Origin of the sequence: Paenarthrobacter sp. NPDC091711, from assembly GCF_044756605.1 — a bacterium.
In the GTDB taxonomy this organism is placed as follows: domain Bacteria; phylum Actinomycetota; class Actinomycetes; order Actinomycetales; family Micrococcaceae; genus Arthrobacter.
Map to the genome: position 1 here is coordinate 33,299 of NZ_JBIVTF010000006.1, position 11,856 is coordinate 45,154.

The window sequence follows — 11,856 nt, forward strand, 5'->3', positions numbered from 1 at the left end:
CGACACCGCCCCACTGAGCAACACTTCTTGATAGGAGCCCTCCCACTGCGCTAGCGCATCAACGCCGGCTAAAGCGACGTACGCATACGCAGGTGATGATGTTGAAGCACTGGGCCGATGGATCGTCTGTGCCCTTGATTATTTTCGTATTCAAGGGGAAGTTGGCCGGGCCACCACTTAAGGGGCTCCAATGCGAAGTTACCGGCCGTCGCTTGCGCAATAGTCATGTCTTTATGTCAGTGACTCCGGATGAATATCTACGGAAGAGATCGATCATCGGAGGGCGATGGACCTCGAATTCTTCGAACCTGCAGAAGCTGCAGCACTTATGCGCTGCACGGAAGGATGGCTGCGTGATGGCGCAGCTGCCGGGCGCTTCCCGCACGCTTGCTGGGGCAAAGGCAAGATCGTTTTCACCTCCGAGCACATCGCAGAGATAGCCAGGCTCAACGAGGTGTTGCCGACTCCCCATCCGTCATCTACGGCGCACGGCGCCGGTACAACCAGCACCAGGCTCATAGGCACGCGGGCGCGCAATCGACTTGTCTCCTAGCTGGCCAGGACGGCCTCAGCGCATGAACGCCGCGACCTGACGCTCCGTCGCGTCGGCACCAACCTGCAGCGCCTCAGGCATGAGATGCCCGTAAACCTGCTCCGTGGTCTTGATGGAAGCGTGCCCCAACCGTCGCGAGATCGTAAAGATCGGCACCCCATCCTGAATCAGCCAGGACGCGTGCGTGTGCCGAAGGTCGTGAATACGTGGATCCTTCCGTAGCCCACGAAGCTGTGCCGCCTTCACCGCCGGCACCCAGTAATGGTGCCAGTACAGTTTGTGCACGATCCGCTCCCCCTTGGGCGTCGTGAACAGCAGCTCGCTGCTCGGCCTGCCAGCAACCAACGGAACCAACAGATCCACCAGCGCCGGGTTCAGCCCAATCGTGCGTTTCCCAGCTCGAGTCTTCGTCGGCCCGATGTAGAACTGGTTCTGCCCATCCCGCTTCCAAGCCTTGTTGATGCGGGCGGTCGCAGGCTTTCCTAGCAGATCGATGTCCGCCACGGTCAGCGCCGTTGCTTCACCAAACCGCGTTCCGGTCATCACCAGGAAGTTCGTAAAATCTCGGTACCGCTCCCCCATGTTCTCCATGATGAGCCCAAACTCCGCGTGGGTGAGGAACATCATTTCGTCCTCTGCCTTCTCGACGCTCGGCAGCTGCACACCACGGCAAGGATTTCGCGTGATGTAACCGAGCATCTCCGCAGTGTTCATGGCAGCCGAGATCAGGCCATGCACGTTCTTGATCGTCTTCGGCGAACGGCCCTTGGCCATCATGGACTTCACCCAGAACGCAATCGCTCGGTAGTCGAGCTTGTCGACGGGCAGTCCGCCGATGACCTTCTTCACATGAAGGTCGAGCATGGTCTGATAAGTCTTCACGGTGCCGCTGGAGGGTCGAACCAGAAGGTCGATGTGCTCTTGGATCACCTCGGCGACGGTCGGCACTCGCTTGGCGTTTTCGAGGATCGCGTGCTGGGCCACTTCGAAGTTCTGGCCGTTGGCGTCGAGCAACCGTTTCAGGGTCTCGGCTTCAGAATGAGAGACGAAAGTAAGCCCTTGGGCCTTGCCAGTTTTGGGGTCCCGCCAGCGGACCATGAAGGACTGGGAACCGTCCTTTTTGGGTCGTGTAGAGATGCTGGCCATAGATAAAACGCTACGCCGCTGTACACACTTTTAGGGGTTTTGTACACGGTCAGGGGCCATTACGGCCCCTGACCTGCGATAACATCGTGCCCGAGGTGGGACTCGAACCCACACACCTTTCGATACTGCATTTTGAGTGCAGCGCGTCTGCCAATTCCGCCACTCGGGCGCGGATTACCGGGAAGTTAAATCTCGCTGACTGCTCTCACTTCTGTGAGCAACGCAATCCTTTCCCAGCACGCGAAATTACTATACATGCAGATAGGCTGATTCAAAGAACCGGGCGCGCTGATGCAACAAAAACCTGCCATCAAAGAGTCCACACTAAGATGGACATGAACCCGCCGAACCTTTTCAAGGAGATCCCGTGACCGAACAGACGGAGTCCACGTCCACAGCCCAGCCGGCCCGACGCGTTGTCGTTGCCGAGGATGAGACCCTCATCCGCCTGGACATTATCGAGATTTTGAAGGGCGAGGGGTACGACGTCGTCGGCGAGGCAGACAACGGCGAGAAAGCTGTGCAGCTGGCCGAGGAACTCAAGCCTGACCTCGTCCTCATGGACGTCAAGATGCCTGTCATGGACGGTATTTCGGCTGCTGAGAAGATCGTCAAGGCGCGCATTGCACCTGTTGTCCTACTGACCGCTTTCAGCCAGAAGGAACTGGTGGAGCGCGCACGCGACGCCGGCGCCATGGCGTACGTCGTCAAGCCGTTCTCCCCCGCGGACCTGATCCCGGCCATCGAGATCGCATTGTCCCGCCATGAGGAGATCAAGGCGCTCGAGAACGAGGTTTCCGACCTCCAGGAGCAGTTCGCTACGCGCAAGCTTGTAGAGCGCGCCAAGAGCCTTCTGACCACCAAGATGGGCCTGACGGAGCCGGAAGCTTTCCGCTGGATCCAGAAGACCTCCATGGACCGTCGCCTCAGCATGCGTGAGGTTGCCGAAACCATCATCAACCAGGTCAACTAACACAAAGCAACGCACGACGGCGGCCGCTCACCTCACGCGAGGTGGACGGCCGCCGTCGTACACGCCACAAACAGCGGTACTCACCACGGTCAAAACCCAAAGCCGACAAACAAAAGCGGGCCCCGCCTGAAGGCGGGACCCGCTTTTCACAACCTAAGAACTACGCCTTGGTCTTGGACTTCTTTTCAGGCCACGGGCCAACAGGCTCCTTGCGCGACGAGTCCACTGTGGACGTGTCGGCGAGGTCGCCTACCTTGTGGACCTTCAGCGAGTTGGTGGAACCGGCCTGTCCTGGAGGGGAACCGGCTGCGATGACCACGAGGTCGCCTTCGTCCACGAGCTTCATGTCCAGAAGGCTGCGGTCAACCTGCGCGGTCATTTCGTCGGTGTGCCCCACGGTGGGGACCAGTACCGGCTGAATGCCCCAGGTGAGGGCGAGCTGGTTCCAGACGTGCTCCACCGGGGTGAAGGCAAAGACGGGCTTGACGGGGCGCAGACGCGAGAGGCGTCGTGCCGAGTCACCCGACTGGGTGAAAGTACAGATGTACTTCGCGTCCAGCTGGTCGGCGATTTCAACGGCGGCACGGGTAATGGCGCCACCACGGGTCTTGGGCTTGGTGCCCAGCGGGGGTACGCGCTCAAGACCGTGTACCTCCGTGGATTCGATGATCCTTGCCATGACCTTGACGGTCTCGATGGGGTACTGGCCCACGGAGGTTTCACCGGAGAGCATCACTGCGTCGGCGCCGTCGAGAACTGCGTTGGCGCAGTCGGAAGCCTCGGCGCGCGTCGGACGCGGGTTGTCGATCATGGATTCGAGGACCTGGGTGGCCACGATGACCGGCTTGGCCCAACGGCGTGCCAGTTCGATGGCGCGCTTCTGGACGATCGGTACCTCTTCGAGCGGCAATTCCACACCGAGGTCGCCACGGGCCACCATGATGGCATCGAAGGCGTCGATGATTTCGTGGAGCTGCTCCACTGCCTGCGGCTTTTCGATCTTGGCGATCACCGGCACGCGGCGACCTTCTTCGTCCATGATCTCGTGGACGCGCTTGATGTCCGAGGCATCGCGGACGAACGAGAGGGCGATGAGGTCAGCCCCACGCTTGAGGGCCCAACGGAGATCGTCCTCGTCCTTTTCGCTCAAGGCGGGGACGTTGACGGCAACACCGGGAAGGTTGATGCCCTTGTTGTTGGAGACCTTGCCGCCAACAGTCACCGTGGCTACAACTTTGACGTCGTCAACCTCGATGGCGCGCAGGGCCACCTTGCCGTCGTCAATGAGCAAGGCATCGCCAACGTTGACGTCCTCGGTGAGGCTCTTGAGCGTGGTGGAGCAGATGTCCTTGGTGCCGGGGACGTCTTCGGTGGTGATGGTGAAGGTGTCGCCGACAGCCAACTCGTGGGGTCCGTCAACAAAACGGCCAAGACGGATCTTGGGTCCCTGGAGGTCGGCCATGATGGCCACAGGCTTGCCGAGCTGGGCGGCCGCCTTGCGGACGTTTTCGTAGGTGATGTCATGCACGGAGTAGTCGCCGTGGCTCATGTTCATGCGAGCAACGTCGACGCCGGCCTCCAACACCGCGAGGGTGTTCTCGAAGCTGGAGATAGCCGGGCCGAAAGTTGCCACAATTTTCGCGCGTCTCATATACCTACCCTAAGTAGTCATGCTGATTGAGTAAAAGAAGTGTTCCTGCCGGCGCTATAAGACCGCTATCGCCCGGTCGGTGGGGGCGACCGGTGCCGGGAGGATGGTGCTTCCCATCAGGAACCTGTCCACTGCAGCCGCGCACGCACGGCCTTCCGCAATGGCCCACACAATCAGTGACTGGCCACGTCCGGCATCACCGGCAACAAACACTCCCTCAGTGTTCGTCATGTAGTAGCCGTCGCGGGCAACGTTGCCCCGACCGTCGAATTCTGCACTGACCTGCTCTGTGATACCTGCCGGCTCAGCACCGGTAAAGCCAAGGCTCAAGAACACAAGGTCAGCTGGAATGATTCGTTCTGTACCGGCCTTGGGCAGGCGTTTGCCGTCCGCGAACTCGGTTTCAGCAACTTTGACGCCGGTGAGCTTGCCGTTTTCTCCAACGAACTCAACGGTTGATGCAAGGTATGTACGCTCGCCGCCTTCTTCGTGGGCGCTGGCGACCTCGAACAGGGTGGGGAACGTGGGCCACGGCTGGTGGGTGGCACGCTCGGCGGGCGGCTGCTTGCCGATCGCGAGAGTGGTCACCGATGCAGCCTGGTGGCGGTGGGCGGTGCCGATGCAGTCGGCACCGGTATCGCCACCACCGAGGATGACAACGTGCTTGCCGCGGGCATCGATGTGGTTTTCGGGGTTCTCCCCCGCCACCATACGGTTCGAAGGAACCAGGTAATCCATGGCGAAGTGGACACCTTCAAGGTCACGGCCCGGGATGGGCAGGTCACGAGGCACGGTGGCGCCAGTGGCCACAACAACGGCGTCGTAACGGCGGCGCAGCTGCTCCCAAGTGACATCCGTACCCACAGCCACGCCGGTCCGGAAGCGGGTGCCTTCGGCCTTCATCTGCTCCAGGCGGCGGTCAACTTGTTCCTTCTCCATTTTGAAGTCGGGGATCCCGTAGCGGAGCAGGCCGCCGATCTTGTCGTCGCGCTCGTACACGGCAACAGTGTGGCCCACACGGGTCAGCTGTTGTGCCACGGCAAGGCCTGCGGGACCGGAACCGACCACAGCCACGGTCTTGCCGGTGAGGCGCGTCGGCGGAAGGGGCTGGACCCAGTCGTTGTCGAAGGCCTGATCGATGATCGAAACCTCAACCTGCTTGATGGTCACCGCGGGCTGGTTGATGCCAAGCACACAGGACGCTTCGCAGGGTGCAGGGCACAGACGGCCGGTGAACTCCGGGAAGTTATTCGTAGCGTGAAGGCGCTCAATCGCTTCTTCACCCTTGTCCCGCCACACGAGGTCGTTCCACTCTGGAATGAGGTTTCCCAGCGGGCAGCCCTGGTGACAGAACGGAACACCGCAGTCCATGCAGCGGCCGGCCTGGCTCTTCAGGACGCCCTTTTCCTGGGCTTCGTACACTTCTTTCCAGTCCATGATGCGGACAGGAACGGGACGGCGTGGCTGCGTTTCGCGCTGCCGGACTTTCAGAAATCCGCGTGGATCAGCCACCGGTTACCTCCAGGATTCGAGACCATACTTCTTCGCCATCGGGGTCAAGGCCCTCTTCGATGGCGTCGAGACGGGTTTGCAGGACTGCGGCGTAATCGCGCGGCAGCACTTTGGTGATGCGGGCGGCGGTGTCGTCGAAGTTCTCGAGCAGACGGCCGGCCAGGACGGATTCGGTTTCCTCAACGTGCTTGGTAAGCAGGCCGTGAACAATGTCGCGGTCCTCGGCGTCGAGCTCCAGGAGCTGGAGTTCACCGGTATCAAGGGCCATCTTGTTGACGCGCTCAGGCTGCAGGTCCAGCACATAGGCCGTTCCACCGGACATGCCGGCACCGAAGTTGCGGCCGGTGCGGCCGATGATGAGCGTCTGGCCACCGGTCATGTACTCGCACCCGTGATCGCCAATACCTTCGACGACGGCGGTGGCACCGGAGTTGCGCACCAGGAACCGTTCGCCGACCTGGCCACGGAGGAACATTTCACCGCTGGTGGCACCGTAACCAATGACGTTGCCGGCAATGACGTTCCGCTCAGCCTGGAACACGTTGGTCCGGTCCGGGCGGACAATGATCCGTCCGCCGGACAAACCCTTACCGACGTAGTCGTTGGAGTCGCCGAACATGCGCAGCGTGATGCCGGCAGGCAGGAACGCACCAAGCGACTGGCCCGCGGTGCCATTGAGCGTGACGTCGATCGTGTCAGTGGCCAAGACATCAATGCCGAATGTCTTGGTCACCACGTGGCCAAGCATCGTGCCTACGGAACGGTCCGTGTTGATGACGTCCAGGGTGATCTTCACCGGCATGCGGTCGCTGAGCGCTTCCTGGGCCATGGTGATCAGCCGCTGGTCAAAGTGCTTGTCCAGCTCGTGGTTCTGACCGGTCATGTTGCGCAGCGGCACGTCGTCGTCGAACTCCAGCCCGTGCAGGATGGGGTCCAGATCCAGCCCTTCGGCCTTCCAGTGGTTGATCGCTTCGCGGGTGTCCAGAACCTCGGCGTGGCCGATTGCCTCTTCCAGGCTGCGGAAACCGAGCTCGGCCAGAATTTCCCGGACTTCCTCTGCGAGGAACTCGAAGAAGTTGACCACGAACTCGGGCTTGCCGTTGAACCTGGAGCGAAGCTCAGGGTTTTGCGTGGCAACACCGACGGGGCAGGTGTCCAAGTGGCAGACGCGCATCATGATGCAGCCGGAGACAACCAACGGAGCAGTCGCGAAGCCGTACTCTTCGCCACCCAAAAGGGCGGCAATGACAACGTCGCGGCCGGTCTTGAGCTGGCCGTCAACCTGAACCACCACACGGTCACGGAGACCGTTGAGCATCAGGGTCTGCTGGGTCTCGGCGAGGCCAAGTTCCCACGGCACACCCGCGTGCTTGAGCGAGTTCAGCGGCGAGGCGCCGGTACCGCCGTCGTGACCTGAAACAAGTACGACGTCGGCCTTCGCCTTGGTGACGCCGGACGCCACCGTGCCGATCCCGACTTCCGAAACCAACTTCACGTGGACTCGTGCCGAAGGGTTGGCGCGCTTGGCATCGTAGATGAGCTGCGCGAGGTCTTCGATCGAGTAGATGTCGTGGTGCGGGGGCGGGGAAATGAGTCCGACGCCCGGTGTTGAGTGACGCGTCCGGGCCACCCAGGGGTAGACCTTCTGTGCCATCAGCTGGCCGCCTTCGCCGGGCTTGGCACCCTGGGCCATCTTGATCTGGATGTCGTCGGCGTTGGTCAGGTACAAACTGGTGACACCGAAGCGGCCGGAAGCGATCTGCTTGATGGCTGAGCGGCGCTCCGGATCCAGCAGGCGGTCAACGTCCTCGCCACCCTCACCGGTGTTGGACTTGGCGCCCAAACGGTTCATGGCGATCGCGAGGGTCTCGTGGGCTTCCTTGGAAATGGAGCCGTAACTCATGGCGCCCGTGGAGAAACGCTTGACGATGCTGGAAACGGGTTCCACTTCTTCGAGCGGAACGGCCGGACGGACCCCGTCCTTGAACTTGAGAAGCCCACGCAGGGTCATCAGGTTCTCGGACTGATCGTCAATGCCCTTGGTGTAGGACTTGAAAATGTCGTAGCGGCGTTCGCGCGTAGCGTGCTGCAAGCGGAACACTGTCTCCGGGTTGAAGAGGTGCGGTTCGCCGTCGCGGCGCCACTGATACTCGCCGCCGCCCAGCAACGGCTGGTGCGGGTGCTCGATGCCGCCTTCCGGGTACGCCATCTGGTGGCGGGCCGAAACTTCGGCTGCAATGACGTCCAGACCGACGCCGCCCAGCTGGGAGTGCGTGCCGGAGAAGAATTCGTCAACGAGTTCCTGGGACAGGCCCAGTGCTTCGAAGGTCTGGGCGCCCGTGTAGGAAGCCACAGTGGAAATGCCCATCTTGGACATGATCTTCAGGACACCCTTGCCGAGGCCCTTGATGAGGTTATAAACGCCGTCTTCGGCAGTGACGCCTGTGACGTCGCCGTTGGAGATCAGCTGTTCCACCGATTCCATGGCCAGGTACGGGTTGACGGCGGATGCACCGTAACCGATGAGTACTGCCACGTGGTGCGTCTCGCGGACGTCGCCTGCCTCAACCACCAGGGCGGTCTTGGTGCGGTTGGCACTGCGGAGCAGGTGGTGGTGAACGGCGCTGACCAGCAGGAGCGAAGGAATCGGAGCCCACTGCGCGTTGGAGTCACGGTCGGACAGCACAACGTACTGCACACCGCGGTTGATCGCACCGGAGACCTGCTCGCAGATCTCGGTCAGCCGTGCACGAAGTGCAGCTTCCCCACCCTCGGGGCGGTAGAGGCCACGGACCTTCATGGCGATGCGATCGCCGTCGGGGGTTTCGATGTTCGCGATCTTGGCGAGCTGATCGTTGTTGATCACCGGGAACGGCAGGGAGATCTGCGGCTGACGGACCTGCTTGCCGTCCAACAGGTTGCCGTTGGGCCCAATGGCGCATTTCAGCGAGGTAACCAACTCTTCGCGGATGGCGTCAAGCGGCGGGTTGGTGACCTGGGCGAAAGACTGCACAAAGTAGTCGAACAGCAAGCGCGGTCGCTTGGAAAGCACAGCAACGGGAGTGTCTGAACCCATGGCACCCAAAGGCTCTGCACCTGTGCGGGACATCGGCCCCAGCAGGATCTTCAGTTCTTCGGTGGTGTAGCCGAAGGTCCGCTGACGAATGTTCACCGATGCTGCGGTGTGAACCACGTGCTCGCGCTCGGGGAGCTCATTGATGTCGATCAGGTTGTCCTTGAGCCACTCGGCCCAGGGGTTGGCAGCAGCAACCTCGGCCTTGACCTCGGCGTCGTCAATGATACGGCCCGCTTCGGTGTCCACCAGGAACATCTTGCCCGGGGCAACGCGGCCCTTCTTGACCACGTTGGAAGGCTCAACCTCGATCACGCCAACTTCGGAGGCGAAGATGATGAGGCCGTCTTCGGTGATCCAGTAACGTCCCGGCCGCAGGCCATTGCGGTCCAGGGTGGCGCCAACGAGGCTGCCGTCGGTGAAAGAGACAGCTGCAGGACCATCCCAGGGCTCCATGAGCAGGGAGTGGTACTCGTAGAACGCACGGCGTGCGGGATCCATGGTGGCGTGGTTCTCCCACGCTTCCGGGATCATCATCATGATGGAGTGCGTGATGGGGCGGCCGGACAGCCAGAGGAGCTCGGCTACTTCGTCGAAGGACGCCGAGTCCGAGGCACCGGGGGTACAGATCGGATACAGCTCTTCGGGGACTGAGCCAAGCAGCGGGCTGGCCAGCTGCGACTGGCGGGCACGCATCCAGTTGCGGTTGCCCTTGACCGTGTTGATCTCGCCGTTGTGGGCGATGGTGCGGAAAGGCTGTGCCAACGGCCACGACGGGAACGTGTTGGTGGAGAAGCGCGAGTGGACGATTGCAAGCTTCGTCTTGAAGCGCTTGTCCGAGAGGTCCGGGTAGAACGGCTCCAGCTGGGCGGTGGTCAGCATGCCCTTGTACACAATGGTGCGCGAGGACAGCGACGGGAAGTACACACCGAACTTGTTCTGGGCCCGCTTGCGGATACGCCATGCACGGGAGTCCAGCTCGTTGGACTCCAGCTGCTCACCGGTGGCGGAGGCGAAGAACGGCTGCGAGAAGTACGGCATGCAGGCCCGCGCCATGGCACCTACGAGGTCTGCGACCACGGGAACTTCACGCCAGCCGAGAACCGTCAGGCCCTCGTCAGCTGCAAGCGCTTCAATGCCGGCCTTTGCCGTCTCTGCTTCGCGGGATTCAGCGGGAAGGAAGGCAGTGCCCACCACATACTGGCCCGGGGCAGGAAGTTCGAATTCGGTGACGGCCCGGAAGAACTCGTCCGGAACCTGCATGAGCAGTCCCGCACCGTCGCCGGTACCTTCATCGGCGCCCACGGCGCCGCGGTGTTCGAGATTGCGGAGAGCAGTCAGAGCCGCTTCCACGATGTCGTATCCCGGTTCCCCGCGGAGCGTGGCAATAATAGCCAGGCCGCAGGCGTCCTTCTCCTTGTCAGGGTTGTAAAGACCCTGAGCCTCCGGGAGCGCGGCAAAGCGCTTGAATGGAGACATGGCACCCTGAGGTTCGATATTTTCGGACCAACCGGGGTTATGAAGATGGGTCATGGGAGACGTCCTTCCTCGGAATCGTGCGTATGGAAGGGACAACGTTGGCCCCACCTTGCCTGCCCTGTGACGGGCACAACAAAGCGCTAGTAATTGGAATTGTAGGCCAGCCGATCCAGCGCAACGAACAGTTACGCAGACCTCTGGCCCCGGCTTGACCAGTGAACATCGGTATGCTGCGATCCGGTTTCCGGGGTGCCACGACGCTGTGGACTGGGCCCTACGAGCGGTGACTCTGTTGCCCCTTTACCGAACGCGACTACTTGGTGTCGTCTGCCTTCGGTGTGGATTCGGGGGCCTTCCTTGCGGCAGGTTCAGCAGATGTGGAATCCGTAGAGGACACACTGTCCTTTTCCGGCTTCCCTGCTGTTTCCCGCGGCTCGTCAACGTGGCCCGAATCGCTTTGGTTATCAGGGAGATTACCACGCGAACCAGTATCTGAGACAGATGCGTCCACATCATGACTGGTGACGCTGGTCACCGAAGCGGGCACTTTTTCCTTGGTTTCTTCCGGCTCGCGCCCCGCCAAATAAGGGGTATCAGGGACTGGGCGACCCTTCCTGCCAAGGAGGAAGAAGATGGCCAGCGCCGCGAGGAACACGAAGATGCTGGTCCACACATTGAGCCTGGTGGTGATGCCAAACAGGTTGATCTGTTCGGCATCATCAATGCGCAGAGCCTCAATCCAGACGCGGCCCAGGGTGTAGTACACGGCGTAGAGCCAGAAGAGCCGGCCCCAGCGGAAGTTGAACTTCTTGTCCAGCAGCAAGAGGATGGCCACTCCTGCGAGGTTCCACAGCATCTCGTAGAGGAACGTGGGGTGGAAGAGTGTGCCAGCAGCCATGTCCGGCGGGAAGTTCGCGTTGGCAGGATCAATCTCCAGCCCCCATGGCAGGGTGGTGGGCGCGCCAAAAAGTTCCTGGTTGAACCAGTTCCCCAGACGGCCGATTGCCTGGGCCAGCAGGAGCCCGGGGGCAGCTGCGTCCAGGAAGGCTGTCAGCTTCAGGCCGGCACGGCGGCAACCGATCCACGCGCCCACGGCGCCGAGGATCACCGCACCCCAGATGCCAAGCCCACCGCGCTGGATCTGCGGAATCAGCGAGAGGTCCCCGGTGCCGTCAAAGCCCGGACCGAAGTACGCATCCGGAGAAGAGAACACGTGGTAGAGACGGCCACCGATGATGCCGAAGGGAATCGCCCAGATGGCAATATCCCACAGGCTGCCTTCAGGCGCCCCGCGGCGCTTCCAACGTGCCGAGGTCAGCCACAGGCCAACAATGATGCCCGCCAGGATGCAGAGGGCGTAAGCGTGAATGCGTAACGTCCCCCACGGCAGCGGAATGTCGAAACCGGACCACGATGGGCTCGGGATACTCAAGGGGACCATTGCCGCAGCGTGGAGGACGGTCTGCATT

General features: G+C 61.6%; 7 protein-coding genes and 1 tRNA gene. 2 read left to right on the forward strand and 6 right to left on the reverse strand.

Annotated elements, in window-relative coordinates; all coding sequences use genetic code 11:
* Positions 1-286: 286 nt before the first annotated feature.
* Positions 287-553, forward strand: a complete 267-nt coding sequence (locus ACIQH5_RS11235) for a hypothetical protein (protein ID WP_400403148.1) — start codon at positions 287-289, stop codon at positions 551-553.
* Positions 554-568: 15 nt separating this feature from the next.
* On the opposite strand, the gene ACIQH5_RS11240 is transcribed toward ACIQH5_RS11235, so the two are convergent.
* The gene (locus tag ACIQH5_RS11240) at positions 569-1,699 is read right to left on the reverse strand and encodes a tyrosine-type recombinase/integrase (RefSeq protein WP_400403151.1); all 1,131 of its coding nucleotides are present in this window, start codon (positions 1,697-1,699) and stop codon (positions 569-571) included.
* An 87-nt stretch (positions 1,700-1,786) separates the two neighbouring features.
* Positions 1,787-1,868 (reverse strand) — tRNA-Leu (locus ACIQH5_RS11245).
* A 198-nt stretch (positions 1,869-2,066) separates the two neighbouring features.
* Between ACIQH5_RS11245 and ACIQH5_RS11250 the strand changes: the two genes are divergently transcribed.
* Positions 2,067-2,672 (forward strand): ANTAR domain-containing response regulator, encoded by a 606-nt coding sequence (locus tag ACIQH5_RS11250; RefSeq protein ID WP_011774540.1) that lies wholly within the window; start codon positions 2,067-2,069, stop codon positions 2,670-2,672.
* 160 nt (positions 2,673-2,832) lie between these two features.
* Here the strand turns inward: ACIQH5_RS11250 and pyk are convergent, their stop codons facing one another.
* From pyk to lgt, 4 genes are all read right to left on the reverse strand, one after another.
* Entirely contained in the window at positions 2,833-4,323 is a 1,491-nt protein-coding gene (gene pyk / locus ACIQH5_RS11255; protein WP_400403153.1) for a pyruvate kinase, read from the reverse strand.
* Between the two features lie 54 nt (positions 4,324-4,377).
* Complete coding sequence (locus tag ACIQH5_RS11260) at positions 4,378-5,835, reverse strand: glutamate synthase subunit beta (RefSeq protein ID WP_400403155.1); 1,458 nt, start codon at positions 5,833-5,835, stop codon at positions 4,378-4,380.
* Positions 5,828-10,441 carry a glutamate synthase large subunit gene (gltB, locus tag ACIQH5_RS11265; RefSeq protein ID WP_400403157.1) on the reverse strand — a complete coding sequence of 1,538 codons (4,614 nt, stop codon included), beginning with the start codon at positions 10,439-10,441 and terminating at the stop codon, positions 5,828-5,830. The genes ACIQH5_RS11260 and gltB overlap by 8 nt, the downstream gene beginning before the upstream one ends.
* A gap of 259 nt (positions 10,442-10,700) precedes the next feature.
* Positions 10,701-11,855, reverse strand: a complete 1,155-nt coding sequence (gene lgt / locus ACIQH5_RS11270) for a prolipoprotein diacylglyceryl transferase (protein ID WP_400403159.1) — start codon at positions 11,853-11,855, stop codon at positions 10,701-10,703.
* Position 11,856: the final 1 nt, after the last annotated feature.

Excerpts from the sequence above, each read along its gene's own strand:
- pyk (WP_400403153.1), bottom strand. The coding sequence starts at position 4,323 with ATGAGACGCGCGAAAATTGTGGCAACTTTCGGCCCGGCTATCTCCAGC.
- lgt (WP_400403159.1), bottom strand. The coding sequence starts at position 11,855 with ATGCAGACCGTCCTCCACGCTGCGGCAATGGTCCCCTTGAGTATCCCG.
- ACIQH5_RS11240 (WP_400403151.1), bottom strand. The coding sequence starts at position 1,699 with ATGGCCAGCATCTCTACACGACCCAAAAAGGACGGTTCCCAGTCCTTC.
- ACIQH5_RS11235 (WP_400403148.1), top strand. The coding sequence starts at position 287 with ATGGACCTCGAATTCTTCGAACCTGCAGAAGCTGCAGCACTTATGCGC.
- gltB (WP_400403157.1), bottom strand. The coding sequence starts at position 10,441 with ATGACCCATCTTCATAACCCCGGTTGGTCCGAAAATATCGAACCTCAG.